Raw genomic sequence first — 25,193 nt, forward strand, 5'->3', positions numbered from 1 at the left:
GTCTCCTTCGGTGCACGGATCGCCGGGATCCGCTGACCGGTGTAACAACCCGGTACCCACCAACCATCCGTCTCAACGCTGAGAGTTGACTGAGACCGGCGCGGGATGGAGTCAGCGACCGGCCAGGTCAAGCACCAGTTGCGGGGCGACGCCGAGCACCACGGCGGCGACCGTCGCCACCGCCAGCACCACCGCCACCACACCCACCACGGGTACGGCCGCGGCGCCCCCGACGTTCGGGGTGGCGAGGGGCGTCGGCGCCCACAGCGCGGCGGTCACCCGCAGGTAGTAGGCGAGGCCGATCACGGCGTTCAGCGCCACCACCAGCGCCAGCCACGCCGCGCCACCGTCCAGCAGCGCCCGGACCACTGTCACCTTCGCGAACAGGCCAGCCAGACCCGGCGGCAGACCGGCCAGACCCATCAGCGCGAGACCGAACGCCGCAGCCCGCCACGGATGCCGGCGGGCCGCGCCGCGCAGGTCGTCCACCGTGCCGCCGTCCGCGCCCGCCGGCCGCAGGGCTGTCAGCCCGGCGAAGGCGGCAAGCTCCAACACCACGAAGAAGACGGCGTACGCCACGGCGGCCGCGTACGCGGCGGACCGGGCCTCGTCGGTGCGGCCGGCGGCCAGGGCCAACGCTCCCAACGGGGCGAGGATGTAGCCGGCCTGCGCGACTGACGACCAGGCGAGCAGCCGGACGGTCCGCCGCTGCCGCAGGGCGACCAGGTTGCCGACGGTCATGGTGAGCACCGCGAGCAGAGCCAACACCGGACCGGTCTGATCGGCGGGCAGCGCCCGCTGCACCACGGCGAGCAGGGCGACCAGGCCACCCAGCTTCGACGCCGTGGACAGGTACGCGGCCACCGGCAGCGGCGCACCGTCGTAGGTGGCCGGCGCCCAGGCGTGGAACGGCACCGCCGCCACCTTGAACGCCAACCCGACCAGCAGCACCGCCACCGCGGCGGTGGTCAACGGCAGATCCCGCAGCTCAGGCTGCTCGGCGAGCAACCCGCCGAGCCGGTCAAGGTGCAGCCCGCCGGTCACCGCGTACAGCAGCGCCGCGCCGAGCAGGGTCAGCGTCGTCGCCACCACGCTGACCACGAAGAAGGTCAACGCCGCCTCGGCGCTGGCGAGGCTCCCCCGACGCAGGCCGACCAGCACGTACAGCGGCAGGGTCAACGTCTCCAGGGCGACGATCAGCGTGATCAGGTCACCGGCCGCGCCGAGCACCACGCCGCCGGTCATCGAGCAGGCCAGCAGGAAGGCGTACTCCCCGACCGGTGAGCGCCCAGCCCGCAGCGCGGGCACCGACAGCCCGAGCACACCCAGCGTCAGCAGTGCGACCACCACGCCGACCAGTGCCGCGCGACCGCCGAAGATCCACGAGCAGTCGGCGCCCACGCAGAACGTGCGCCGCTCGGCACCCGCCCCGACCAGCGCGGAGGCGACGGCGGTGCCGAGCGCGCCGAGCGCGGCCACCGCGATGGTGGCCCGTGGCCGCGCCACGAGCAGGTCGGTGATGAGGACGAGCACGGCCGTGCCGGCAGCCAGGTAGGCCGGCAGCAGCGCGACGCTGTCCACGCTCTGCACGACGTTCATGGTTTGACCACCCCGATGAGGGCGTCGACGGGCGCCTCGGCGACGCCGAGGACCAGTGTCGGCGCCAGCCCGATGGCCAACGCGAGCAGCACCAGCGGCACCCAGGCGGTCAACTCCGCGCCGGCCAGGCCGGAGCCCACCTGCCCGACGGCGGGGCTCGGTCGGTTGTGGGTGACCTGGCGCAGCAACCGCAGGAAGTACGCGGCGGTGAGCGCCCCACCGACCGCCGCCAGCACCCCGAGGGTGGTCCAGAGCGGGCCGCCCACCTTCAGCGCGGCGACCACCGCGAACGCCTCACCCCAGAAGCCGGCCAGCCCGGGCAGGCCCAGCGACGCGATCGCCGCGAACGCGAGCAGACCCGCCAACCGGGGCGCGGTCTCCCGCAGCCCGGACAGCTCAGTGAGCGCACCCGTGCCGGTACGGTCCTTCACCGCCCCGGCCAGGAAGAACAGCAGGCCGGTGATCACGCCGTGCGCGACGTTGCCGATCAGCGCCGCCTGGATGCCGGTGGCGGTCAGCGTGGCGACGCCGAGCAGCACGAAACCCATGTGCCCCACGCTCGAGTACGCGATGAGCCGCTTCACGTCCGACTGGGCCAGGCAGACCAGCGAACCGATCAGGATCGCGGCGACGGCCAGCACGCCGAGCACCGGTGCCGCCCAACGGGCACCCTCCGGCGCCACCCCGACAGCGACCCGGATCAGACCGTACGTGCCCATCTTGAGCAGCACACCGGCCAACACGACACTGCCCACGGTGGGTGCCTGGGTGTGCGCGTCGGGCAGCCAGGAGTGCAGTGGCCACAGCGGGCTCTTCACCGCGAACGCCAACGCCAACAGTGTGAACGCGGCCAGCTGGGTGCCCCTGGACAGCCCCACCCCACCGGTCAGCGTCACCAGGTCGGCGGTGCCGGCGGCGGCGACCACGACATACACGCCGACCAGCAGCAGCACCGACCCGAACAGCGTGTAGAGCGCGAACTTCCGGGCCGCCCGACGCCGGTCCGCGCCACCCCAGCCGGCGATGATCGCGTACATCGGCAGCAGGACGACCTCGAAGAAGAGGAAGAACAGCACCAGGTCCAGGGCGAGGAAGGTACCCAGGATGCCCACCTCGACCACCAGCAGCAACGCGACCAACGCCCGGCCGCTGCCGCCGCCGGGCACCCGCCACACCGTGTACGCGCAGCAGAGCAGCGTGAGCAGCGCCGTCAGCACCACCAGCGGCCAGGAGATGCCGTCGACGCCGAGGTGGAAGCGCAACTCCAGACCGGGCACCCACGGCAGGTCCAGTTGGTGCCACGGACGCACCGCCGGCTCGTCGCCCGACCAGACCAGCCAGTCCCGACGGCCGAACACCAGCGGTACCGCGGCCAGCAGGGTCAGCGCCGCCGCGACCGTGCCGACCAGGCGGGCCGCCCGGTCCCGGGGCGTCGCCGCCACCGCGACCGCGCCCACCGCCGGCACCGCCAGGACGGCCACCAGCAAAACCTGCCCAAACGTCATTCGACTACCCCGATCACGGCGGCGGCCAGGCCGATCAGCAGCGCGCCGGCCAGCACACCGGCGGCGGCTCGGGGCAGCGCCGCGCGGTGCAGCGCCGCCAGCCCCGCACCCAGACCGGACGCGGCTCGGCCGCTGCCCTCGACAGCACCGTCCACCAGCACCTCGTCGCCCGTGCGCACGACACGGGCCAGCGCGCGGACGGGGCGTACGACAAGGGTGTGTTGGACATCGTCGAGCCGGAACGCGCTGGCGAAGACCGACCGCAGCGGACCCAGCGCGGCGGCCGGGTCGGCCGCCCGGTCACGACGCCAGCCCAGCGTCACCAGCCCGGCGCCGAGCAGCAGGAACGCGAGCGGCAGCAGCACCCCCGATCCCAGGTGGACCAGGCCGTCCTCGGAACCCGCCACCGGGACGGTGGGGAACCGCAGGCGGTCGGCGAACGCCCCGACGAACCCGGCCAGGCCGAGCAGCGCGGCCGGCACGGCCAGCAGCACCACCGGCCAGCGCAGCACCGCCGGCGGGTCGTGCGGCCGAACCAGGGGCAGGCGCGCAGCGCCGAAGAAGGCGCGCAGCAGCAGCCGACCGGCGTACCAGGCGGTGACGGCCACGCCGACCAGCCCGGCGACCCAGACGAGCCAGCCCACCCAGGACGGCGCCGGGCCGGTGCCCTCCAACGCCGCCGACTCGGCGACCGTCAGTACGCCGTCCTTGCTCCAGAAACCGGCCAACGGCGGCACCCCGGCCAACGCACCCAGGCCCACCACAGTGCACCAGAACGTCACCGGCATGCTGCGCCGCAGCCCGCCCATCTCCGACATCAGGGTGGTGCCGACGGCGTGGATCACCACGCCGGCGGCGAGGAACAGCAGCGCCTTGAAGGCGGCATGGGTGAGCAGGTGGAACAGCGCGGCCGATGGCGAGCCGACCGCCAGCGCCCCGGTCATGTAGCCCAACTGCGACACGGTCGACCAGGCCAGCACGCGTTTGATGTCGTCCTGGGCGGTGGCGGCGAGCGCACCGAGCAGCAGCGTGATCGCGCCGAGCACCCCCAGCACTGTCAGCGTCACCGGCGCTGCCGTGAACAGCGGGTAGAGCCGGGCCACCGCGTACACCCCGGCGGCGACCATCGTCGCGGCGTGGATCAGCGCGGAGATCGGGGTCGGACCGGCCATCGCGTCCGGCAGCCAGGTGTGCAGCGGGAACTGCGCGCTCTTGCCGGCCACACCGGCGAGCAGCAGCAGGCCGGCGGCGGTCAACGTGGCGCCAGAGTGGTCGTGGGCGAGCACGTCGGCGATCCGGAAGCTGCCCGTCGACACGCCCAGCAGCGCGATGCCGAGCAGGAACCCGACGTCACCCACCCGGGTCACCAGGAACGCCTTCATGGCCGCGGCGGGCGCGCCGGCCAGCCGGCGGTCGTGGGCGATGAGCAGGTACGAGCAGAGGCCCATCACCTCCCAGCCGACCAACAACATGATCAGGTCACCGGCGACCACCACCAGCAACATGGCACCGGTGAAGAGGCTGATCTGGGCGGCGTACGGCGGGTAGCGGTGATCGACGTCGACATCGTCGTGCGGGCCGCGCCGCAGGTAGCCGATCGAGTAGACCTGCACGGCCAGGGCGACAGCGGTGACCGCGACCGCGACCAGCGCGGCGGCGCCGTCCAGCCGTACGCCGAGCGTCACCACCAGCCCGCCGATGTCGACCCAGGTGGCCGACGTCTCCGTCGGCCCGTCGACGGTGAGCAGCAGCGCGACGGCCACCGCCAGCGCGCTTGCCGCACCGGCAACGCCGAGCGTCACGGCTGCCGTTCGGGCCCGGTCGCCGCCGGTAGCGCTGTCGCGCCGGGAGGCCGCCGGCAGCAACAGGCCGAGCAGCCCGGCGACCAGCGGTACGGCGGGCAGCAGTGCCCCGAGCAGCCCGCTCACCGGCCCGCCTCCGCATCAAGGACGGCCGGCTCACGCCCACCGACCGGCGGCGACGGCTCGGTCAACGGCACGTCGTCCACGGCGACGGACGCGCGCAGCCGGTAGAGCTGAAGGACGATCGCCAACCCCACCCCGATCTCCGCGGCGGCGAGGACGATGACGAACAGGGCGAAGACCTGCCCCGAGTGCGGGAGCACGGCGCGGGCGGTGGTGTCCGCGGTGACCAGGATCAGGTTGACCGCGTTGAGCATCAACTCGACGGACATCAGCACCAGCACCGCGTTGCGGCGACGCAGCACGCCGTACACGCCGAGGCCGAACAGCAGCGCGGCGGTGACGTACGGGATGACCGGCCTCACCGGCGCCCCCCGGGCTCGCTGTCGACCAGGTCGGCCGCCCGGCCGTCGCCGGGTGGGCCGGGGCGGCCGATGTCCGGCCGGGACAACACGATCGCGCCCACCAGAGCGGAGAGCAGCAGCACCGAGAGCACCTCGAACGGCAACACCCAGGACTGGAAGATCTGCTCCCCCAGCCGCTCGGCGGTGCCGGCGGGCGGCAGCGTGACGGTGCTCCAGCGGTACGCGTCGACCAGCAGGACGGTCAGCCCCAGCCCGGCGCCACCACCGATCAGCGCGGCCGGCCAGCCGGGCCGGTCCAGGTCGTCGGAGGCGCCGATCGGAGCCCGGGTCAGCATCACCGCGAACAGCAGCAGGACCACCACCGCGCCCACATAGATCAGCACCTGCACCCAGGCCACCAGCTCGGCGCTGAGCACCAGGAAGTCACCGGCCAACGCGCCCAGGCACACCACCAGGTAGAGCCCCGCCCGGACGAGATGTTTCGTGGTCACCACCAGCACGCCGGCGCCGACCGCCACCGCGCCGAGGGCGAGCAGCAGCACATCCGCGCCGGTCACCGGGCCGCCCCTCCGGCTCGGGCGGTCACGACGCCGGGTCCTGGTCGGCGTCGGGGCGTACCGCTGGCGGAGCGGGACGTGCGGCGGCGGCCTTTCGGGCGGCGGAGGTCTCCTCCTTGGCCGGCTCGCCGTTCGGGTCGTGCGCGGGCGGCGGCGGAACGGTGGCCATCCACTGACCGAGGTGGTCCTTGTCGTGCAGCAGGTCCTTGATGTCGTACTCGGCGTACTCGAACTCCGGCGACCAGTAGAGCGCGTCGAACGGGCAGACCTCGATGCAGATGCCGCAGTACATGCAGAGCGAGAAGTCGATGTCGAACTTGTCGAGCACGTTGCGCTGGCGGGGGCGGGCGGCGCCGGGCACCGCCACCTCCTCCTTGTGCGAGTCGATGTAGATGCACCAGTCCGGACACTCGCGGGCGCAGAGCATGCAGACCGTGCAGTTCTCCTCGGACAACGCGATCACCCCGCGCGAGCGCGGCGGCAGGTCGGGGGCGACGTCCGGGTACTGCTGGGTGGTCGAACGGCTGGTCATCGTCTTGAGGGTGACCGCCAGCCCCTTCACCAGGCCCGCGCCGGGAAGGCCGCGTTCGCTGGTGTCACCACGCTCGCTGGGGTCGCTCATGTCGACCATCCTGCCCTGTGGCCCCGGTGCGCGCGACCACCACCCACAGGTCCACGATCGCGGGGCTGACTGTCACCCGCCGATCGGCGCGCTCACGCCCCGGGTCCGTTGACGACGGTCGGCGGGAGCATCTCGACACCTAGTTGTTGCAACAGTTGGAACAACTCGTTGCAGCTCCACACCTCGACGATCCGGCCCGCCGCGTCGAAGCGCAGGAACGTCGCCCCTGAGTAGCTGACCACCTGCCCGGTCGGCGGCACCGGCCCGAACTGGCCGACGTGGGTGCCGGCGGCCCGCCAGTGCACGGCCACCCGCTCACCGGCCGCGACCACGTCGACGATCTTGTAGCGCAGGTCCGGGAAGGCCGCCCGGCGCTCGCGGTGCCAGGCCAGCGTCGCCTCCGGCCCGGTGCCGCCCAGCCCTGGGCAGTCCTCGGCGACCAGCTCGTACGCCGACTCCTCTCGGCGGGCGTTCCACACATCGGCGATGAACCGCCGGGCCGCCGCCTCCACGTCCGTCATGCCGGCAGGGTATCCGGGACCACGATGCGCCGTAGATCCGCGAGGATTGGGTAGAGACACAGACCAGACCGGGAGGGCGACGTGGGCGAGGAACAAGGCGGCAAGTACGTCGAGCCGGGCGGCGAATTCACCCGCGACCAGCGGTACATCGCCACCCGGATCACCGAGGACGGGCGCGACGGATACCCGGTCGAGCCGGGCCGGTACCGGCTGGCGGTCAGCCGGGCCTGCCCGTGGGCCAACCGGCTGATCATCGTGCGGCGGTTGCTCGGTCTGGAGGACGCCATCTCGATGGCGGTCGCCGGCCCGACGCACGACGCCCGGAGCTGGACCTTCGACCTCGACCCGGACGGGCGGGACCCGGTGCTCGGCATCGAGCGCATCCAGGAGGCGTACTTCAAGCGCTTCCCCGGCTACGAGCGCGGCATCACCGTGCCGGCGATCGTGGACGTGCCGACCGGGCAGGTGGTGACCAACGACTACGCGCAGATGAGCCTGGACCTGTCCACGCAGTGGGGGGCGTACCACCGTGAGGGCGCCCCGCAGCTCTACCCCGAGCACCTGCGGGAACAGATCGACGAGGTCAACGCGGTGGTGTTCCGGGACGTCAACAACGGCGTCTACCGGTGTGGGTTCGCGGGCAGCCAGGAGGCGTACGACAAGGCGTACCACCAGCTCTTCGACCGGCTGGACTGGCTCACCGAGCGGTTGACCGACCAGCGTTACCTGGTCGGCGACACCATCACCGAAGCCGACGTGCGGCTGTTCACCACGCTGGTCCGCTTCGACCCCGTCTACCACGGCCACTTCAAGTGCAACCGGCAGAAGCTGAGCGAGATGCCGGTGCTGTGGGCGTACGCCCGGGACCTGTTCCAGACCCCCGGTTTCGGCGACACCATCGACTTCGACCACATCAAGCGGCACTACTACGAGGTGCACCGCGACATCAACCCGACCGGAATCGTTCCGCTCGGCCCCGACCTGTCCAACTGGCTCACCCCGCACGGCCGGGAAACGCTCGGTGGCCGCCCCTTCGGCGACGGCACCCCGCCACCACCCCCCGCCGAGCCGGTCGACCCCGCGCACACCCCGCTGCGCTGAGCGGCCCACCTCTCACCGGCTCGTCGCTCGGCTTGTCGCTCGTCGCCCGGCCCGTCGTCAAGATCCGCGCAACATCAGGGATGTTGGTGTCTCCCGCCTGCCGGAGGCAGCAACACCGGGGAAGTTGCGCGGATCGTCGGCGGTCGGGCGCCGGGGGTCGGGCGTGGGGCGTGGGGTCGTCAGGCGTGGGACGTGAGGGCGGCCGGGCTCGCCAGTCTTGGGCCTGGGCGGGGATTGGGGGTAAGGGCGCTTTCGAGCTGAATCGTTTGTGACATCGGGCGGTATCTCGGCCGCAACGGCAGCGGCAACGGCAGCGGCAGCGGCAGCGGCAGCGGCAGCGGCAGCGGCAGCGAACGATTCGTCTACGACATCAGCTCGAAAGCGGCTCTCGGGACCACCTCATAGCGCCGCGTCGAGCGATCCGGTCCGACTCGCGCAGGATGATCGCGCTCGATCACTGATGTAGTGGTTGTCCGCGCCGACCGACACCACTGCAACCAGGATCGAGCGCGATCACCCGGCGCGCGAGGGCCGGGCAGTGCCGCGCGGAGACCAGGCACTGCCGCGCTAGGTCAGAGGGCGATGCGGACGGCCGCCGTGAGGACCAGCTGAGCCAGGGACGCGGGGACCAGCACCAGCCAGCAGAGGCGCTGCAGCTGGTCTTCGCGCAGCCGGGGATAGGACACCCGGAGCCAGATGATCACGAAGGACACCGCGAAGATCTTGAGTAGCGTCCAGAGCCAGCCGAGCTGATCATCGGCGAACGGGCCCTGCCAACCGCCCAGGAACAGCACAGTGGTCAGCGCGGCGATCACCACGATGCCGACGTACTCGGCGAGCAGGAAGAACGCGAACCGCAGGCCGGTGTACTCGGTCATGTAGCCGAAGACCAGCTCCGAGTCGGCCACCGGCATGTCGAACGGCGGCCGACGGATCTCGGCCAGCCCGGCGACGAAGAAAATGATCATCGCGGGTGCCTGCCAGAGCAGCCACCACGGCTGCCACGCCTCGACGATTCCCGACAGGCTGAGCGTGCCGGCAGCCATCGCCACCGACGCGGCGGCCAGCACCAGCGGCAGCTCGTAACCGAGCAACTGGGCCGCCCCGCGCAGCCCACCGAGCAGGCTGTACTTGTTGGCCGACGCCCACGCCGACATCAGCACCGCCACCACACCGACGCCGACCACCGCCAGCACGAAGAAGAGGCCGATGTCCAACGGTTGCCCGACCAGGTCGTCCGGGCCGAGCGGAATGACCAGCAGCACCAGCAGGTAAGGCACCAGGGCCACCGCCGGCGCCAGCCGGAACACCGCCCGGTCCGCCTCGCGCGGCGTGATGTCCTCCTTCTGCACGAACTTGACCCCGTCGGCCACGAGCTGCGCCCAACCGTGGAAGCCGCCCGCGTACATCGGGCCGAGCCGGCCCTGCATGTGCGCCATCACCTTGTGCTCGGCCTGGCCGACGAGCAACGGCAGGGTGAGGAACGCGACCACCACGCCGCCGATCCGGAGCACCAACTCCACCCAGAGCGGCATCAGGGCGTACCCCCGTCGTGGTCGCTGCGGCCGGCGCGACCCGGCGGGTCCGCGACCGGCTCGCCACCCGACGCGGCCGGCCCCGCGCCAGACACCGGCCGGACGGCCGGGCCCGCGTCGGGCGCCGGCTCGACGGCCGGGCCCGCGTCGGGCGTGGGCTGGTCGGCGGGAGCCGGGGCGTCGGCGGTGCCGGCAGGCCGGGGAGTACGCGCCGGACGGGCCCCCGGGGCGGGCCGGGCCGGACGCTCACCGGCCGGTCTGGCCGGGGTGCCACCACGTGGGCCCTCCCCCACGCCACCGGCGCCAGCCGGGGTGGGCGTGGGCCCCCACTCGCCCGGAGCGGGAACGCCCGGCGGACGGATCGGTCGACGCCCTCCGCCGGCCTCCGACTCGCCCGGTTCCTTCGCACCCGGCCACGGTTTCGCCACCCGGGAAGCGAGCACGAACTCCTTACGCAGCGGGTGGCCCTCGAACTCCGGGGGCAACAGCAACGGCAGCAACTCCCCATGGCCGGCGAAGTCGATGCCGAACATCTCGTGCGTCTCCCGCTCGTGCCAGGCGGCACCGGGGTAGACGTCGACCACCGAGTCGACGGTGGGTGCGTCGCGCGGCACCCGGGTACGCAGCAGCACGCCGTGGCGCAGTCGGCTCGACCAGAGGTGCGCCACCACGTCGAAGCCGTCGGCCAACTCGTCGACGGCGGAGAGCCAGTCGAAGAAGTCGCAGGCCAACTCGGTGTCGTCACGGGCGGCGGACACCGCGGCCAGCCAGCTCGCCGGAGGTACGTCGACGGTGGCCCGGGCGAACCGTTGCCCGCCGGAGACCGACGGGGTCACCGCGACCGGCGCGAGCAGCGCGACCAGTCGAGCGCCGACCTCTTCGGGAGTCATGCCGCTGATCCTAGTGCCGGCCGGGCCCACACCTGCCCGCCGCCGACGCCAGCCGATCTGGCGGCTTTGGGCGCGGTGCGCGTCCCGACGGGGAAAGATGAGGGCGTGCGCGCTGTGACGGTGAGACCCGGGGTCGCCAACTCGCTGAACCTCGTCGAGGATCAGCCGGAACCGCCTGCCGAGGAGGGCGCCGTCCTCGTCGAAGCGCTGGCGGTGGGGATCTGCGGCACCGACCACGAGATCATCGCCGGGGAGTACGGCGAAGCGCCGCCGGGCACGGACCGCCTGATCATCGGGCACGAGTCGCTGGGCCGGGTGATCGAGGACGTGAGCGGCACCCTGCAACCCGGCGACCTGGTGGCCGGGATCGTCCGGCACCCCGACCCGGTCCCCTGCCCGAACTGCGCGGTCGGCGAGTGGGACATGTGCCGCAACGGTCAGTACACCGAGCACGGCATCAAGGCGCTGCCCGGCTTCGCCCGCGACCGCTGGCGGATCGAGCACCAGTACGCGGTCAAGCTCGACCCGACGCTGGCCCAGGTCGGCGTGCTGTTGGAGCCGACCAGCGTGGTGGCGAAGGCCTGGGACCACATCGAGCGGATCGGGCATCGAGCCGAGTGGCAGCCGCGGACGGTCCTGGTCACCGGAGCCGGCCCGATCGGGTTGCTGGCCGCTTTGCTCGGCACCCAGCGCGGGCTCACCGTGCACGTGTTGGACCGGGCCACCGAAGGGCCGAAGCCCGAGCTGGTCGCCGGGCTCGGCGCCACCTACCACGCGGTGCCGGTCAACGATCTGCCGTTCGAGCCGGACGTGGTGATCGAATGCACCGGCGCGCCCACAGTGGTCCTCGACGTCATGTGCAAGGCGGCACCGAACGGGATCGTCTGTCTGGCCGGAGTCTCCAGCGGCGGCCGGAGCATCGACTTCGACGCCGGGGCGCTCAACCGGTCCCTGGTGTTGGAGAACAACGTGGTGTTCGGCTCGGTGAACGCCAACCGGCGGCACTGGAGCATGGCCGCACAGGCACTCGCCCGCGCCGACCAGGTCTGGCTCGAATCACTCCTCACCCGCCGGGTGCCGGTGAGCCGGTACGCCGACGCGTACACACCCGGGCCGGACGACATCAAGGTGGTACTGGAGTTCGCGTCCTGAGCGACGCCGCACCCGATCAGATCCCCGGCAGCCGACCATTGCGGAACAGGTCGACGAAGAGCTGGTGGTCCTGTCGGGCACGCACCCCGTACGCGTGCGCGAAGTCCACCAGGTGCTCGACGAAGCCCGCCTCGTCGGCGTCCACCGCCGCGACGATGGCCTCCTCGGTGGAGTAGTCCACCAGGTCGTGGCTGGATTCGTCGTCGGCCACCGAGTGCATCCGGGCCACCGCCCGACCCAGGTCGACGAGCACCCCGGTCAGCTCCTCCGGCTCGTTCACGTCCGACCAGTCCAGGTCGGCGGCGTACGGGGAGACCTCGGCGACGAGCTGACCGGCCCCGTTCAGCTCGGTGAAGCCCAACCACGGATCGGCGTGCGCCTGCAACGCCCGCTGCGACTCGGCGGTCCGGTGTCCCTGGTGCTGGAAGTAGCCGCGGACCGAGTCGTCGGTGACGTACCGCGCCACGGCCGGGACCTGCGCCTGCTTCATGTAGATGACGACGTCGTTCTCCAGCGCCTGGGTGTGTCCCTCCAGCAGCAGGTTGTACGACGGCAGCCCGGCCGAGCCGATGCCCACCCCCTTGCGCAGCACCACGTCCTTGATGCGCGCCGCCACCGGGCGCAGCTGCGTCGAGGCGGCCGGCAGGGTGCCCAGGTAGTCCTGGAAGGCGGCGCTGACCAGGTCCCGGGTGGCGGCGTCGATCTCGAAGACCCCGTCGCCGATGGAGAAGCGTCGCTCGTAGTTGTCGATGGTGGTCTGGGCGGCGAGCAGGTCGACGCGGGTGTTGAGCCGGGCCCGCTGCAGCACCCGGCGCAGCACCCCGTCGGCGTTGTCCAGCGTGATCGAACCGATCGCGTCGTCACCGCCGGCGGCGATGGCCCGCAGCTCGGTCAGGTACGACCTGGCGAAACCGGCCACCAGCTCCCCGATCGCGGTGTCGGAGAGCGCCTTGCCGTAGCCGAGCAGCGCCACGCTGGCCGCGAGCCGGCGCAGGTCCCAGGTGAACGGCCCGACGTACGCCTCGTCGAAGTCGTTGACGTTGAACACCAGCTGCCCGGAGGCGTTCATGTAGGTGCCGAAGTTCTCCGCGTGCAGGTCACCGTGGATCCACACCCGGCTGGTCAACTCGTCGAGATACCTGTCGTCGGCGAAGTCGCCGAGCTGGTCGGCGTAGAACAGCGCGGCGCTGCCCCGGTAGAAGGCGAACGGTGAAGCCGCCATCTTGCGGAACTTGCGGCGGAAGGCGGCCGGGTCGATCGCCATCGACGCGCCGAACTCCTCGGTGAGCACGTCGACGATGTGGGCGGAGCGCTGGTCCGCTGAGCTGCTCATACTGCGCAGGCTAGTGCGGCGGGTCCATAACCGGCGGCGAACGACCCGGCCGTCGGCCGCCGCCCGGACCAGTTCCGGGTGGCGGCCGGTCGTGCTCAGCTCGCGGCGGGTGGGCGTACCGGCGGGGCGGTGAGCGACTCGACCGGGCGCGGCGCGGCGGCCTCGCGGGGCGGGGCGTCCAGCGGCGCGGCCAGCACGTCCCGCTGCGGGACACCCCCGATGCCGGACTGCTCGGCGGCGATCTTCTCCTGTAGGCGCAGGATGCCGTGCAGCAGCGCCTCCGGTCGGGGCGGGCAGCCGGGCACGTACACGTCGACCGGGATGATCTGGTCGACACCCTTGGTCACCGAGTACGAATCCCAGTAGGGGCCGCCGCAGTTGGAGCAGGCGCCGAACGAGATGACGTACTTCGGCTCGGGCATCTGGTCGTAGAGCCGCTTGATCGCCGGCGCCATCTTGTCGGTCACCGTGCCAGAGACCACCATCAGGTCGGCCTGGCGGGGGCCGTGGGCGAACGGGATCACGCCGAGCCGGATGAAGTCGTGCCGACCCATGCTGGTGGCGATGAACTCGATCGCGCAGCAGGCCAGACCGAAGTTGAACACCCAGAGCGAGTAGCGGCGCCCCCAGTTCAGCACGAACCGGATCGGCTCACCGAGCACTGCCGGCAGCTGCACGACCGCCCCCTCTCCTACCCCCGTCGAACAGTCAATCACAGCTCCGGCGGGTACCCGTTGGGGCCAGTCACGATCCCCCTTGGTGCGCAGAGCCCCGCCGCCTGTCACGCACCTGACAACCCGGCGGGCGCGAGGCCTGCAACCGTTGCGGGGCCCGTCGGGTGTCTTGCTCGCATCACCGCCACCGGAGCCAGGGGGCGGCACTACGGGGAACGGGGAGACACGAATGACCAGAACCATCACGCGCCGGCTGCTGGCCGGTGTGCTGGGCGCGGGGGTCGCGCTGACCGGTCTGTCGGGGCCGGCGGTCGCCGGCCCGGGCGACACGGCGGTCTCCGTCGGTCGGCTGGTGCTCGAGCCGACCGACCGGGGGTACGCGGGCAGCCTTCGGGTGACCGTCAACTACCGCGGCCGCGACGCGGCGTACCTCAACCTGGCGGTCACCGAACCGGTCCCTGGCGCCTTCGACGGGCTCGACCCCGCCGATCCCTGCATTTTCGGGGTGCCACAGCCGGCCCGGACGATCTACTGCGGCGTTCCGGGCGGCGCGTTTCAGCCGGGTGAGCGGCGAACGTTCACCGTAGACTTCCGGGTGCTCACCACCACCCGGCCGTACGCGATGGTCACCCCCGGCGGAAAGGTCACCGTCGAGACCGGGGACCGGAACCCCGCGAACGACACGGCAGACTTCTCCGCGCTGTTCCGCTCGACGACGGGCTCGCTGCGCGCCCCCCGCCCGTACGTACGGGACATCCTCACGGACGCGACCGTGAGCGCCGGCTCAGCCACCATGACGCGGCAGGAGGACGGCAGCTGGTTCGGGCGGGTGCCGATGACCATCCGGGTCGCGGGCGACGCGGCACACGACGCGTACTGGCTCGCTCCGACTTTGCCAAGTGGGGTCGATATCGGTGGCACCGAACCCGCGGACGTTTGCACGGCGCACTGCATGGTGGCCGGCGGGAAATTCATGCCCGGTGAGGAGCGGACGATAGCCCTGTTGATCTGGGCACCGGCCGAGGTGTCTCCCGGTGACCTCGGCACCGGTTCGGTGCAGCTGTACGCCGGCTTTGGTTGGGGCGGTCTGCCGCCCGACGTCGACCCGGCCGACAACATCGCCACCTTCGCCGTCACCGCCGGCTGACCGAATGTCCTCGATGGAGGCGCGGCCGCAGGGGTTCCTGCGGCCGCGCACCCCCGCCGCACCCGATCCGGTGACGGCTCCCGCGCGTCTGCACATCGAGGTGAGCGGAGCGGTCCCGCACGACGATGGTCCCCGCTTCGACGAGGTCTACCGGCGTCACTTCCAGCCACTGGTGGTGCAGCTGTACGCGTTCGTCGGGGACATGAACGAAGCACAGGACCTGGTGCAGGAGGCGTTCAGCCGGGCCTGGCCACGCTGGGACCGGATCTCCCGGTACGACGACCCGGTGGCCTGGATCCGTCGGGTCGCCTGGAACGTCGCGGTCAGCCGGTGGCGCCGCCTGCGCACCGCCCGGTTGTTCAGCCTGCGTCAGCGGGTGGAGGTGGTCAGCGGGCCCGGTCCGGATCGGGTGGCACTGGCCGCCGCGCTGGTGGCCCTGCCTGCGAACCAGAGGCGCGCAGTGGTGCTGCACTACCTGGCCGAGCTGACCATCAGTGAGATCGCCGAGGACTGCGGGGTGGCGGCCGGCACTGTCAAGTCCTGGCTGCACCGGGCCAGGACCACCCTGGCCGATCGTCTGGCCGAGCAGGAGTCCGAACTCTCAAGCCGACAACCCGCGACGGTCGACGGCGGCCCGACCGGAAGGAGGGCGGACTAGATGGAACAGCGCAACGAGCGAGCTGATTGGCTGGCGGCTGCCTTCGACGAACTGAGCACCGCCAGCTTCCAGCAGGTCGGCGAGCCTGATCCGGACGTGCCGCGTCGGCGGGCGTACCGCCGGCTGCGGAATCGGGTCGTGTCGTCGGGGATCGCCGCAGCGGCACTCGTCGCGGTCGGCGGCGTGAGTCTGATTCAGCCCGTGGCCACTCCGCCGCCCACCGACGTCGTCGCGCCCTCGCCGGCGACCGACCTTCCCACTCTCCAGCCGGACGCCGTGATGAACGGTCCCACCAGCGGATCACCCACCACGCCGCCGAGCGGTTCATCGACGCCGAGCGCGACCGCTTCCCCCAGCCCAACGGCCAGTCGGTCGGCGAGTCCCCGTCCCACGCCGAAGCCGACGCCAACCCCTACCCGGTACGTCGACCTGTCGATCAGCGCCCCGCGCTCCCTCACTCTGGAGGCGTCCGACACCGCCTACACCGGAACGCTCGACGTCACGATGGGCAACCCCGGCACCCGGTCGTACGACGCCGGGGATCTGATCGTGGTACTTCCCGTCGAGGCGACGATCAGTCTGAAGGGCACGAACATCGGGGGTTGCTTCGACCAGGGCCGGACCGACGACCTCAAGACGATGACCTGTACCGGCGACGGGCCGATCCCCCTCGGGGGCACCCGGTCGTACCAGATCGCCGTCACGGTGAACATCGCGCCGGGCGGACCGGCCCGAACCCTCACCGGCTTCGCGCTCACCGTACGGGCCAACGTGAGCGGAAAGTTCCCAGCCGACCGTTCGCCCGGCGACAACACCGCGGCCACCACCTTGCAGCTGCCCGCCAGTTGAGCGCCCGCGCCACCGGATCCGTCTCCATCGAGCGGGAGGCTCCGGTCGCCGGCCGCCACGTACGTCACGGGGGCGTACGTGGCGGCCGGCGCTCCGGTCACCAGGTGGGGCGTTGCAGCAGCCCGACGAACTCCACGAGCAGCCGCTCGCGCAGTGCCGGGGGCGCGGCGTCGAGCAGCGTGTTCACCACCGCCATCCGCTCGGGCAGCGGCGCACCGTCGGTCTCGCCGCCCATGCCCAGCCCGGCGGCGAGACCCGCGACCAGCTCCGGGGTGAGCGCGTCCGGGGTCAACGACGTCGCCAGCGCCGTCAGCTCGGGCGGGAGTGCGACCGGGCCGGCCGCCTGGGCGGCGGCCACCGCCTCGGCCAGGTCCGGCCCGAACTCGGCCACCCGGGGCGCGACCGCCGCGGTCACCGTGAGGTGCACGCTGGCGGGCAGACCGGCGTACGACAGCTGGGGTTGGGTGTGCCAGCCCCGCGCGGTCAGCTCGTCGACCAGCACGAACAGGTCGGGGCCGCCTTCGGTGGCGGTGAAGCAGACCACTGTCGACTCCGGTTCGGCCATCAGCCGCAACCCGTCGACGGCGCGGACCGCGTCGGCCAGCCCGGCGACCGCGTCCCGGGTGACGCCGGCCAGCCGCAGGTAGCCGTGGTCGCCGAGGTGCCGCACCGTGGCGTACGCGGCGGCGATCGGGCCGCCCGAGCGGGTCGACGCGATCACCGGGTTGATCATCGTGTAGCCGGGCCAGTCGGCGTACGCGAAGTACTGCGGGGCGCGCAGCGTGGCGTCCCGGTGCAGCAGCACCGACACCCCCTTCGGCGCGTACGCGTACTTGTGCAGGTCGACCGAGACGGAGGTGACGCCGGGCACCGCGAAGTCGAACGGCGGTACCGGCTCCCCGAGGCGACGCAGGTACGGCAGGGTCCAGCCGCCGAAGCAGGCGTCCACGTGGCAGCGCACCCCGGCCTCGGCGGCGGCGGCGGCGATCTGGGCGACCGGGTCCACCACCCCGTGCGCGTACGACGGCGCGGAGCAGGCGACCAGCACCGTCTCCGGGCGGATGGCGGCGGCCACCGCGGCCGGGTCGGGGCGCAGCGTCTGCGGGGAGACCGGCACGACGTCCAGCGCCACCCGCAGGTAGTGCGCCGCCTTGGCGAAGGCCGCGTGTGCGCTCGACGGCACCACGATCCGGGGTTCGGCGATCTCCGGGTGGGCGTCGCGGGCGGTCTTGACGGCGAGGATCAGCGACTCGGTTCCGCCGCTGGTGACGCTGCCGACGACGTCGGGGGCGGTGGTGCCCGGGCCAGCGCCCAGCACCCGGCCGGCGGCGGCGACAAGTGCGTTCTCCATTGCCAGCAGGGACGGGAACGCGGTCGGGTCCAACCCGTTGACGTGGGCGCTCTCCCGGTGGGCGGCGGCGGCCAGTTCGTCCAACCCCGGTACCGCCGGGTCGTAGACGTACGCGAAGAGCCGTCCCCCGTGGGTCGGCGCGTCACCGGCCCGCAGCGCCCGTACCTCTTCAAGAACCCGTTCCGCGGCGACCCCGGCAGCGGAAAGTGCCCCGGCCTCAACCCTGTTCTCGTCGATCATGGAGATACGGTGCCCTTCTCGTGACGGTCAACGCCTTGTCCCCCAGCACAACCCCATGATCGACCCGGTCGCTGTGAGCGGTGAGGGTGTACTGGCGGAGCAGGAGGACCGGCGGGGCGATCAGCAGGGCCGGGATCAGCGTGAAGCCGAGCAGGACGCCCAGCCTCGCCGTGTCGGACTGGGCGGCCGCCGAGCCGGTGTCGGAGGAGACGTAGCCGGACAGTTGCAGCACCAGTCCGTAGATGCCGGGACCGAGCGCCAGGCCGAAGGTCTCCCCGGCGGTCCACAGCCCGGTGAAGACGCCCGCCTGTCGTCGACCGGTGCGCGCCGTCTCGTGGGCGATGCAGTCCGGCAACATCGCCAGCGCGAAGACCTGCTGGCCGGCGTACCCCACGCCGATCAGCGCGACCACCAGATAGACGGCGACCGGCGGCAGCACCGGCGCGGCGACCAGTGCGAACGCGCCGACGGCGAGGATCAGCGAGGCGACGACCAGCGCGGTCCGCTTGCCCAGCCGGGCACCGACCCGGGTCCAGATCGGCATCACCAGCAGCGCCGGCCCGACGAAGCAGACGAACAGCAGGGTCGGCCCGCTCCTGTCGTCGCGCAGGATCTGCCCGGCGAAGTAGTTGACCCCGGCGAGGATCGTCGCCACCCCGGCGGACTGCACCACGAAGCAGATCAGCAGCGCCCGGAACGGGCGGTTGGCGCCGGCCACGGCGAGTTGGGCGCGCAGGGTCGGCTCGCTCTCCCCCACCGTGCCGGTGGGCGCGGACCGGGTGCCCAGGAACGCGCCGAGGGCGCCGAGGGCGATCAGCGCCGCCACGAACAGGCCCATCCAGCGGTGCCCGGCGACGCCGTCACCGCCGGCGCCCACCACCAGCGGCGCGACTGCTCCGGAGACCAGGATGGCCAGTGCCAGCACCGCGATCCGCCAGGTCATCAACCGGGTGCGCTCGGCGTAGTCGTCGGTCAGCTCCGCCGGCATCGCCACGTACGGCACCTGGAAGAAGGCGAACGCGGTGGCGGTGGCGAGGAAGGCGAACGCCACGTACGCCGCGGCGGCCGAGCCGTTACCGAAGGGCGCGGCGAAGATCGACGCGAACAGGACGGCGAGCGCGAGGCCGGCGACGAGCAGGTACGGGCGGCGGGCCCCCCACCGCGACCGGGTGCGGTCGGAGATCCGCCCGGCGACCGGGTTGACCAGCACGTCCCAGGCCTTGGGCAGCAACACCAGCAGGGCGGCCAGCCCGGCGGCCACGCCCAGGGTGTCGGTCAGGTACGGCAGCAGCAGCAGACCGGGCACGGTGCCGAACGCGCCGGTCGCCACTGAACCGAGCGCGTAGCCGGCGTGCACCGAGCGGGGCAGCGAGCCGGTGGCTGACGAGCCGGCGCCCGGCGGCGTTTTCATGGGGCTGAATGTTACTCACGTTATTTCGAGGCCTGACCAACCTGCCGGCCCTGGTGCGCACAGCCGAACAGTCAGGTTGGCGGCAGCACGGGCCCGCAACCGCCGTCACTGTTTCGGAGTGTTACCGGTGCCCAGGGCGGACCAGCCCGGCGGTGACGGGGAGGGACAGTGGCAGCAACGATGGGAGCCCGGGCCAATGAGCCACCGGCGGCCTGGACAGCCGGTGCGACGGTCGCGGCGACGATCACCTTCGACGACTTCTACCACGCACACTTCGGCAGCGTGACCGCCCAACTCAGTGCGTACACCGGGGATCTGGGACACGCGCAGGACCTGGCCCAGGAGGCATTCTGCCGAGCGCTGGCCCGCTGGGACCGACTGGTCCGGTACGACGACCCGGTGGCCTGGGTCCGGCAGGTCGCCTGGAACCTGGCCCGCAGCCGCTGGCGACGCCTGCGTACCGCCCGCAACCACCTGCTGCGGCAGCGACGTACCGAGGCGGAGGTGGCCGGTCCGACCCCCGACCGGGTGGCGATCGACACGGCGCTGGCGCAGCTGCCCGCCAACCACCGCCGGGCGGTCATCCTGCACTACCTGGCCGACCTCCCGATCAGCCAGATCGCCGCTCAGGAAGGGGTGGCCGAGGGCACCGTGAAGTCGTGGTTGCACCGTGGCCGGACAGCCCTGGCCGGGCTGCTCGACGAGAACACCGAGGGGGTGTGCGATGTCTGACCTCGACCCGCGACTGCGTGAGCGGTTCACCGCGTACCGCAACGACGTGGTCACCCACGTCACCGGCCCCGGCCCCGACCAGGCCCGGCACGTCCTGCGCCGACGCCGACGGATGACGGCGGCGGCGGTGGCCGCGGCGGCGGTCGTCCTGGTGGTAGCCCCCGTCGTCGCCAACGCCGCGCTGCGCGACGCCCAGAACACGCCGGTGCCGGCGGAATCGGTCCAACCCACCACCCCGTCGACCTCGGCACCGCCGACACCACCGCCGACCGGCTCGGTGACGCCGAGCGCCGAAGCCCCGGCCGGCCCGGACGGGCGGATAAGCCGGGCCCAACTGCTCGCCGCCCGGATCGACCTGCCGAGCTGGCCGTCGGACATCGCGGCGGGTGGCTGCGCCACCTCGGACGTGCGGCTGCGGACCGACACGACGAAGACCTACGTGTCGACGCTGACCAGTCACGCGTTCGAGCACGGTGACCTCGATGGTGACGGGGCAGACGAAACCGTCGCCATCGTCGCCTGCCGGTACGGCGAGGCGTCGGCCAAGCAGGTGGTGGCCTTCGACCGGGACCGGGACGGCCGGATCGTGACGGTGGGCCGGGTGGTCCGGACCGGTGACGGGTTCGACGACATTCTCGGGATGGAGACCACCCCGGCCGGGTCGGTCGAGGTGCGGGTGGCCGACATCGTGCCGTGCTGCGGCACCCCCGAGTACCTGCGGCGCGAGCAGGTACGGACGTACCGGTGGAACGGGCAGCGGTTCAGCCAGACGAACGGTCCCACGACGTTCGGCAGGGACCCCCGGCTCACCGATCTACGGGTGACCATGACGCACCAGCTCGAAGACGTTGCGGGAGCGGACAGCCGACGCCGACTCACCATGGTCTTCACCGTCACCAACGCCGGGCCGGTCGACGCGGCCCAGGTCGCGTTCCACTCCCTCGAGGGCGGCGAACGGGCCGGCGGGGACTGGTCCCGCTGCGACCCGAACCCGAAGCCTTCGGCCGATCAACCGTCGTGCCTGCTACCCGGGGTGCCGGCCGGTGAATCGCGCCGCTACACGTTCGTGCTTCTGGTGCCCGGCCAGCCGGCGCCCGACGCGATCGTCCGCAGGTTCCTCGTCGTCCACTGCGACGCCGCGGACCGCCAGTGGCCCGACCTGAAACGCCACGACAACGAGGTGCGGTCCCCACTGCCACTCTGACGACCGCACGGTGCCCCGCCCCCGCCCGGGGCGGGGCACCGTCGGTGTGGCACGCCCCGCCGTCACCGGTCACCCCCCGCAGATGGTCACCACTCCTCCTCCGGCGACCAGGCCGCCGCCGCGACGTCCACCCCCTCGCCCCGCAGCGGCACCCCCTCGGCGCGCAGTCGCGCCCGCGCCTCCCGCTCGTGCCCCGGGGGCAGCCGACCACTCGCTGTCACCACCCGGTGCCAGGGCACCGAGCCGCCGTGCCGGGCCATGATGTTGCCGACCAACCGGGCGGAGGCACGCCCCGAGCGTTCGGAGAGCGCGTCGGCCACCCCGCCGTAGGACATGACCCGGCCCTCCGGGATCCGCTCGACCAGGTCGAGCACCGCCTCGACGTACTCGTCAGGAGTCACAATCCGCCACCATATGGGAACGCCACCGGGCGACGCCTCCGTGACCACGCAGAATGGTCGGGTGCGCGACGCAGTCACGACGGCCCGGCGGGTCGTCGTCAAGATCGGATCCTCCTCGTTGACCACCGCCACCGGCGGGTTGGCCGACGAGCGCGTCGACACGCTGGTCGACACCCTCGGTCGGCTCACCGCCGAAGGGCGCGAGGTGGTGTTGGTGTCCTCCGGCGCCATCGCCGCCGGGCTCGCCCCGCTCGGGCTGTCCCGACGCCCGCGCGACCTGGCCACCCAGCAGGCCGCCGCCAGCGTCGGGCAGGGGCTGCTGATCGGTCGGTACGCGGCCAGCTTCGCCCGGCACGGCCGCACCGTCGGGCAGGTGCTGCTCACCGTCGACGACGTGACCCGGCGAGCGCACTACCGCAACGCGTACCGGACGCTGCGCAAGCTGCTCGACCTACGGGCGGTGCCGATCGTCAACGAGAACGACACGGTGGCCACCCAGGAGATCCGCTTCGGCGACAACGACCGGCTGGCCGCCCTGGTGGCCGCGCTGGTCCACGCCGACCTGCTGGTGCTCCTCTCCGACGTGGACGCGCTCTGGACCGGCGACCCCACCAGGCCCGACTCGACCCGGATCGCCGAGGTGCGCGACGACACGGACCTGGCCGGCATCACGATCGGCGGGGCCGGCCGGGCCGGCGTCGGCACCGGCGGCATGGTGACCAAGGTCGAGGCGGCCCGGATCGCCACCGGCTTCGGCATCCCGGTGGTGCTCACCGCCGCCGACCTGGCCGCGCCGGCACTGGCCGGCGAACCGGTCGGCACGCTCTTCCACCCGCAGCGGCGACGCCCGACGGCCCGGCTGTTCTGGCTGGCCCACGCCACCTCGCCCCGGGGGCGGCTGCACCTCGACCCGGGCGCTGTCGCCGCCGTCGTCGGGCGGCGCAAGTCGCTGCTGCCCGCCGGCATCACCGCCGTGGACGGCACGTTCACGGCGGGCGACCCGGTGGACCTGGTGGACACCGCCGGCGCGTCGGTCGCCCGCGGGCTGGTCAACTACGACGCGGTGGAGTTGCCCGGCCTGCTCGGCCGCTCCACGTCCGAACTCGCCGCGGCGCTCGGCCCGGCGTACGAACGAGAGGTCGTCCACCGCGACGACCTCGTGCTGCTGTAAGCCAACTGCCCAGCTGAGGAGCAATCGATGAGCGTCGTCGAGCAGGCGAAGCGGGCGCGGGACGCCGCCGCCGACCTGGCCACGGCCACCCGTACCGTCAAGGACGCCGCGCTGGTGGCGATGGCCGACGCGCTGGTGGCGCGTACCCCGGAGATCCTGACCGCGAACGGGACGGACCTGGCGGCCGGCCGCGAGGCCGGGCTGAGCGCGGCCGTGCTGGACCGGCTCGCGCTCGACGCGGGTCGGGTGGCCGGCATCGCCGACGCGCTGCGTGAGATGGCCGCGTTGCCCGACCCGGTGGGCGAGGTGGTCCGCGGGTCCACCCTGCCCAACGGCCTGGAGTTGCGCCAGATCCGGGTGCCCTTCGGGGTGGTCGGCATCATCTACGAGGCGCGACCCAACGTGACGGTGGACGCCGCCGGGATCTGCCTCAAGTCTGGCAACGCCGCGCTGCTGCGCGGGTCGTCGTCGGCCGCACACTCGAACGCCGCCCTGGTCGCGGTGCTGCGCGACGCGGTTGCCGGGGCCGGCCTGCCCGCCGACGCGGTGCAGCTGCTCGACGCCAGCTCCCGTGACTCGGTCAAGGAGTTGATGCGCGCCCGGGGGCTCGTCGACGTGCTCATTCCGCGCGGTGGCGCGTCGCTGATCCGCACCGTGGTCGAGGAATCGACGGTGCCGGTGATCGAGACCGGGGTGGGCAACTGCCACGTCTACGTCGATGCCGCCGCCGATGTGGCGAAGGCCGTCGCGGTGACGCTGAACGCCAAGACGCAGCGCCTCTCCACCTGCAACACCGCCGAGTCGCTGCTGGTGCACGCGGGCATCGCCGACGCGTTCCTGCCGCCGGTGCTGGCCGCGTTCGCCGAGGCGGGGGTGACAGTGCACGGCTCCCCCGAGGTGGCCGCGTACTCCGCCGCCGTGGTCCCGGCGACCGACGAGGACTTCGCCACCGAGTACCTGTCCGCCGACATCTCCGTGGCGGTGGTCGGCTCGCTGGACGCGGCGGTCGCGCACATCCGCCGCTTCGGCACCGGGCACACCGAGGCGATCCTCACCGATTCGGCGAGCGCGGCCCGCGACTTCGTCGCCCGGGTGGACGCGGCGGCGGTGATGGTGAACGCGTCGACCCGGTTCACCGACGGGGGCGAGTTCGGCTTCGGCGCGGAGATCGGGATCTCCACCCAGAAGCTGCACGCGCGTGGCCCGATGGGCCTGCCCGAGCTGACCAGCACCAAGTACGTCGTCACCGGCGACGGGCACCTGCGCTAGCGGCAGCAGCTTCTAGCCGGGCGGCGCGGGCCGGGCCGCCCGGATCGCGGCCAGCGTGGTGTGCACGTCGAACTGGTGGCCGTCGTCGCTCTCCCAGCCGCCGTCGCTGCGCTGGGTCTCGGTCAGCCGGCGCAGCGCCCGCACCATGGTCCAGTCCTGTGGGTCGACGCCGGCGCGGCGCAGCGTGGCCGCCAACCACGCCACTTCGCCGGGGGACATCTTCGGCATCCGCTCGGCGAGCACCACCTGGATCCGCGCCGACTCCTGGAACATCTCCTGCCGGTGCAGCACTGCCGCGCTCAGCCAGCCGGCGGCGAGGAACGACGGCCAGCTGCCGTCCGGTCGCAGCCGCGCGGCGAGCGAGTGGGCCGCCGCCTGCACCACCCCGGCGTACGCCCCACCGACACGGTGGTCGAGGGGACCCGAGGCTCGGGCGTCCAGGCCGGCGACGGTAAGCCAGAAACCGGCGTTGGCCGACACCAGGAACCCGGCTTCCGGGTCACCGGGCCGGGCCCACTCCGGTGCCGAGTCGGCCAGCGACGCGTCCTCCTCCCAACCGCCGTCGGCCTGCTGCCGGGACGCCAGCCAGTCCAGTGCTCGGCGGGCGGCGGGACGACCGAGCGCGCCCAGGTCGTCGAGCTCGGCGAGCCGGAAGCAGGTGGCGTCGATCGAGGCGATCGGGCCGCCCCAGGTGGCCGGCCAGCCGCCGTCCGGTGACTGGCCGACCTCGGCGGTCTCCAGCAACTCGGCGGGCACGGGGGTGCCGTTGCGGAGCCAGGAGAGGCGGGCGCGTTCCACCGCATCCCCATGCGCCACGACGAACCCGATCGCGGCTTCCAAGTCGACCACGGCGGAGACGCTACCTGCGCAGACGCGATGCCGCCTCAGAGAATCGGCCAGCCCCGGATGGCTGCGTCGCTCCGGCCGGACGGCCGCCCGGCGTCATCTGCGTCGATTTGCCGGGGCGGCCGGACGGGCCGCCCC

General features: G+C 72.6%; 23 protein-coding genes and 1 pseudogene. 9 read left to right on the forward strand and 15 right to left on the reverse strand.

Annotated elements, in window-relative coordinates; translation table 11 throughout:
• Positions 1-111: 111 nt before the first annotated feature.
• The 7 genes from QSK15_RS26345 to QSK15_RS26375 all read right to left on the reverse strand — a co-directional run bounded on the left by QSK15_RS26345 (position 112) and on the right by QSK15_RS26375 (position 7,091).
• Positions 112-1,599 (reverse strand): NADH-quinone oxidoreductase subunit N, encoded by a 1,488-nt coding sequence (locus QSK15_RS26345; protein WP_285796798.1) that lies wholly within the window; start codon positions 1,597-1,599, stop codon positions 112-114.
• The gene (locus QSK15_RS26350; protein ID WP_285796799.1) at positions 1,596-3,104 is read right to left on the reverse strand and encodes a complex I subunit 4 family protein; all 1,509 of its coding nucleotides are present in this window, start codon (positions 3,102-3,104) and stop codon (positions 1,596-1,598) included. Before QSK15_RS26350 ends, QSK15_RS26345 begins: the two co-directional genes overlap by 4 nt.
• A complete protein-coding gene (locus tag QSK15_RS26355) occupies positions 3,101-5,032 on the reverse strand; it encodes an NADH-quinone oxidoreductase subunit 5 family protein (protein WP_285796800.1) in 1,932 nt (643 codons plus the stop codon). The genes QSK15_RS26350 and QSK15_RS26355 overlap by 4 nt, the downstream gene beginning before the upstream one ends.
• Positions 5,029-5,391 (reverse strand): NADH-quinone oxidoreductase subunit NuoK, encoded by a 363-nt coding sequence (gene nuoK, locus QSK15_RS26360; RefSeq protein WP_285796801.1) that lies wholly within the window; start codon positions 5,389-5,391, stop codon positions 5,029-5,031. Before nuoK ends, QSK15_RS26355 begins: the two co-directional genes overlap by 4 nt.
• Positions 5,388-5,948: an NADH-quinone oxidoreductase subunit J family protein gene (locus tag QSK15_RS26365; RefSeq protein WP_285796802.1), complete on the reverse strand. Its 561-nt coding sequence runs from the start codon at positions 5,946-5,948 to the stop codon at positions 5,388-5,390. Before QSK15_RS26365 ends, nuoK begins: the two co-directional genes overlap by 4 nt.
• A 25-nt stretch (positions 5,949-5,973) precedes the next feature.
• A complete protein-coding gene (locus QSK15_RS26370; protein ID WP_285796803.1) occupies positions 5,974-6,570 on the reverse strand; it encodes a NuoI/complex I 23 kDa subunit family protein in 597 nt (198 codons plus the stop codon).
• A gap of 92 nt (positions 6,571-6,662) precedes the next feature.
• Positions 6,663-7,091: an ester cyclase gene (locus tag QSK15_RS26375; RefSeq protein WP_285796804.1), complete on the reverse strand. Its 429-nt coding sequence runs from the start codon at positions 7,089-7,091 to the stop codon at positions 6,663-6,665.
• An 81-nt stretch (positions 7,092-7,172) separates the two neighbouring features.
• On the opposite strand from QSK15_RS26375, the gene QSK15_RS26380 reads away from it, so the two are divergent.
• Positions 7,173-8,192 carry a glutathione S-transferase family protein gene (locus tag QSK15_RS26380; protein ID WP_285796805.1) on the forward strand — a complete coding sequence of 340 codons (1,020 nt, stop codon included), beginning with the start codon at positions 7,173-7,175 and terminating at the stop codon, positions 8,190-8,192.
• 572 nt (positions 8,193-8,764) lie between these two features.
• On the opposite strand, the gene QSK15_RS26385 is transcribed toward QSK15_RS26380, so the two are convergent.
• Positions 8,765-9,727, reverse strand: coding sequence for a complex I subunit 1/NuoH family protein (locus tag QSK15_RS26385; RefSeq protein WP_210861411.1), 963 nt, complete (start codon positions 9,725-9,727; stop codon positions 8,765-8,767).
• 293 nt (positions 9,728-10,020) lie between these two features.
• Positions 10,021-10,617 (reverse strand): annotated as a pseudogene (locus tag QSK15_RS26390) (NADH-quinone oxidoreductase subunit C); the annotation flags it as partial.
• 105 nt (positions 10,618-10,722) lie between these two features.
• Between QSK15_RS26390 and QSK15_RS26395 the strand changes: the two are divergent.
• Positions 10,723-11,769 carry a glucose 1-dehydrogenase gene (locus tag QSK15_RS26395; protein ID WP_285796806.1) on the forward strand — a complete coding sequence of 349 codons (1,047 nt, stop codon included), beginning with the start codon at positions 10,723-10,725 and terminating at the stop codon, positions 11,767-11,769.
• 16 nt (positions 11,770-11,785) lie between these two features.
• On the opposite strand, the gene QSK15_RS26400 is transcribed toward QSK15_RS26395, so the two are convergent.
• Together QSK15_RS26400 and QSK15_RS26405 are read right to left on the reverse strand one after the other, a co-directional pair.
• Positions 11,786-13,102, reverse strand: coding sequence for a DUF2252 domain-containing protein (locus tag QSK15_RS26400; RefSeq protein WP_285796807.1), 1,317 nt, complete (start codon positions 13,100-13,102; stop codon positions 11,786-11,788).
• A 95-nt stretch (positions 13,103-13,197) separates the two neighbouring features.
• Positions 13,198-13,779 carry an NADH-quinone oxidoreductase subunit B gene (locus tag QSK15_RS26405; protein ID WP_285796808.1) on the reverse strand — a complete coding sequence of 194 codons (582 nt, stop codon included), beginning with the start codon at positions 13,777-13,779 and terminating at the stop codon, positions 13,198-13,200.
• 226 nt (positions 13,780-14,005) lie between these two features.
• On the opposite strand from QSK15_RS26405, the gene QSK15_RS26410 reads away from it, so the two are divergent.
• The 3 genes from QSK15_RS26410 to QSK15_RS26420 are packed head-to-tail and all read left to right on the forward strand — an operon-like array spanning position 14,006 to position 16,430.
• Positions 14,006-14,923 (forward strand): hypothetical protein, encoded by a 918-nt coding sequence (locus tag QSK15_RS26410; protein WP_285796809.1) that lies wholly within the window; start codon positions 14,006-14,008, stop codon positions 14,921-14,923.
• Between the two features lie 4 nt (positions 14,924-14,927).
• A complete protein-coding gene (locus QSK15_RS26415) occupies positions 14,928-15,581 on the forward strand; it encodes an RNA polymerase sigma factor (protein ID WP_285796810.1) in 654 nt (217 codons plus the stop codon).
• Positions 15,582-16,430, forward strand: coding sequence for a hypothetical protein (locus tag QSK15_RS26420; RefSeq protein ID WP_285796811.1), 849 nt, complete (start codon positions 15,582-15,584; stop codon positions 16,428-16,430).
• A gap of 97 nt (positions 16,431-16,527) precedes the next feature.
• On the opposite strand, the gene QSK15_RS26425 is transcribed toward QSK15_RS26420, so the two are convergent.
• Both QSK15_RS26425 and QSK15_RS26430 read right to left on the reverse strand, forming a co-directional pair.
• Complete coding sequence (locus tag QSK15_RS26425) at positions 16,528-18,021, reverse strand: pyridoxal phosphate-dependent decarboxylase family protein (RefSeq protein ID WP_285796812.1); 1,494 nt, start codon at positions 18,019-18,021, stop codon at positions 16,528-16,530.
• The gene (locus tag QSK15_RS26430) at positions 17,999-19,432 is read right to left on the reverse strand and encodes an MFS transporter (protein WP_285796813.1); all 1,434 of its coding nucleotides are present in this window, start codon (positions 19,430-19,432) and stop codon (positions 17,999-18,001) included. Before QSK15_RS26430 ends, QSK15_RS26425 begins: the two co-directional genes overlap by 23 nt.
• A 168-nt stretch (positions 19,433-19,600) precedes the next feature.
• Between QSK15_RS26430 and QSK15_RS26435 the strand changes: the two genes are divergently transcribed.
• Both QSK15_RS26435 and QSK15_RS26440 read left to right on the forward strand, forming a co-directional pair.
• Positions 19,601-20,164, forward strand: coding sequence for a SigE family RNA polymerase sigma factor (locus QSK15_RS26435; RefSeq protein ID WP_285796814.1), 564 nt, complete (start codon positions 19,601-19,603; stop codon positions 20,162-20,164).
• A complete protein-coding gene (locus tag QSK15_RS26440; RefSeq protein WP_285796815.1) occupies positions 20,157-21,368 on the forward strand; it encodes an EF-hand domain-containing protein in 1,212 nt (403 codons plus the stop codon). Before QSK15_RS26435 ends, QSK15_RS26440 begins: the two co-directional genes overlap by 8 nt.
• An 86-nt stretch (positions 21,369-21,454) precedes the next feature.
• Here the strand turns inward: QSK15_RS26440 and QSK15_RS26445 are convergent, their stop codons facing one another.
• Positions 21,455-21,769 (reverse strand): MGMT family protein, encoded by a 315-nt coding sequence (locus QSK15_RS26445; RefSeq protein ID WP_285796816.1) that lies wholly within the window; start codon positions 21,767-21,769, stop codon positions 21,455-21,457.
• A gap of 13 nt (positions 21,770-21,782) precedes the next feature.
• On the opposite strand from QSK15_RS26445, the gene proB reads away from it, so the two are divergent.
• Complete coding sequence (gene proB, locus QSK15_RS26450; RefSeq protein ID WP_285796817.1) at positions 21,783-22,940, forward strand: glutamate 5-kinase; 1,158 nt, start codon at positions 21,783-21,785, stop codon at positions 22,938-22,940.
• A 27-nt stretch (positions 22,941-22,967) separates the two neighbouring features.
• A complete protein-coding gene (locus QSK15_RS26455; RefSeq protein ID WP_352232222.1) occupies positions 22,968-24,209 on the forward strand; it encodes a glutamate-5-semialdehyde dehydrogenase in 1,242 nt (413 codons plus the stop codon).
• 12 nt (positions 24,210-24,221) lie between these two features.
• Here QSK15_RS26455 and QSK15_RS26460 read toward each other — a convergent pair whose 3' ends face one another.
• A complete protein-coding gene (locus tag QSK15_RS26460; protein WP_352232234.1) occupies positions 24,222-25,109 on the reverse strand; it encodes a prenyltransferase/squalene oxidase repeat-containing protein in 888 nt (295 codons plus the stop codon).
• Between the last annotated feature and the right edge of the window lie 84 nt (positions 25,110-25,193).

The organism is Micromonospora sp. NBRC 107095, from assembly GCF_030269705.1.
Classification (GTDB): Bacteria; Actinomycetota; Actinomycetes; order Mycobacteriales; family Micromonosporaceae; genus Micromonospora; species Micromonospora parva.

What these genes read in the sequence shown, in the direction of transcription:
- QSK15_RS26345 (WP_285796798.1), bottom strand. Translation starts at nt 1,599, where the DNA reads ATGAACGTCGTGCAGAGCGTGGACAGCGTCGCGCTGCTGCCGGCCTAC.
- QSK15_RS26350 (WP_285796799.1), bottom strand. Translation starts at nt 3,104, where the DNA reads ATGACGTTTGGGCAGGTTTTGCTGGTGGCCGTCCTGGCGGTGCCGGCG.
- QSK15_RS26370 (WP_285796803.1), bottom strand. Translation starts at nt 6,570, where the DNA reads ATGAGCGACCCCAGCGAGCGTGGTGACACCAGCGAACGCGGCCTTCCC.
- QSK15_RS26375 (WP_285796804.1), bottom strand. Translation starts at nt 7,091, where the DNA reads ATGACGGACGTGGAGGCGGCGGCCCGGCGGTTCATCGCCGATGTGTGG.
- QSK15_RS26385 (WP_210861411.1), bottom strand. Translation starts at nt 9,727, where the DNA reads ATGCCGCTCTGGGTGGAGTTGGTGCTCCGGATCGGCGGCGTGGTGGTC.
- QSK15_RS26400 (WP_285796807.1), bottom strand. Translation starts at nt 13,102, where the DNA reads ATGAGCAGCTCAGCGGACCAGCGCTCCGCCCACATCGTCGACGTGCTC.
- QSK15_RS26410 (WP_285796809.1), top strand. Translation starts at nt 14,006, where the DNA reads ATGACCAGAACCATCACGCGCCGGCTGCTGGCCGGTGTGCTGGGCGCG.
- QSK15_RS26415 (WP_285796810.1), top strand. Translation starts at nt 14,928, where the DNA reads ATGTCCTCGATGGAGGCGCGGCCGCAGGGGTTCCTGCGGCCGCGCACC.
- QSK15_RS26420 (WP_285796811.1), top strand. Translation starts at nt 15,582, where the DNA reads ATGGAACAGCGCAACGAGCGAGCTGATTGGCTGGCGGCTGCCTTCGAC.
- QSK15_RS26425 (WP_285796812.1), bottom strand. Translation starts at nt 18,021, where the DNA reads ATGATCGACGAGAACAGGGTTGAGGCCGGGGCACTTTCCGCTGCCGGG.
- QSK15_RS26430 (WP_285796813.1), bottom strand. Translation starts at nt 19,432, where the DNA reads ATGAAAACGCCGCCGGGCGCCGGCTCGTCAGCCACCGGCTCGCTGCCC.
- QSK15_RS26440 (WP_285796815.1), top strand. Translation starts at nt 20,157, where the DNA reads ATGTCTGACCTCGACCCGCGACTGCGTGAGCGGTTCACCGCGTACCGC.
- proB (WP_285796817.1), top strand. Translation starts at nt 21,783, where the DNA reads ATGGGAACGCCACCGGGCGACGCCTCCGTGACCACGCAGAATGGTCGG.
- QSK15_RS26455 (WP_352232222.1), top strand. Translation starts at nt 22,968, where the DNA reads ATGAGCGTCGTCGAGCAGGCGAAGCGGGCGCGGGACGCCGCCGCCGAC.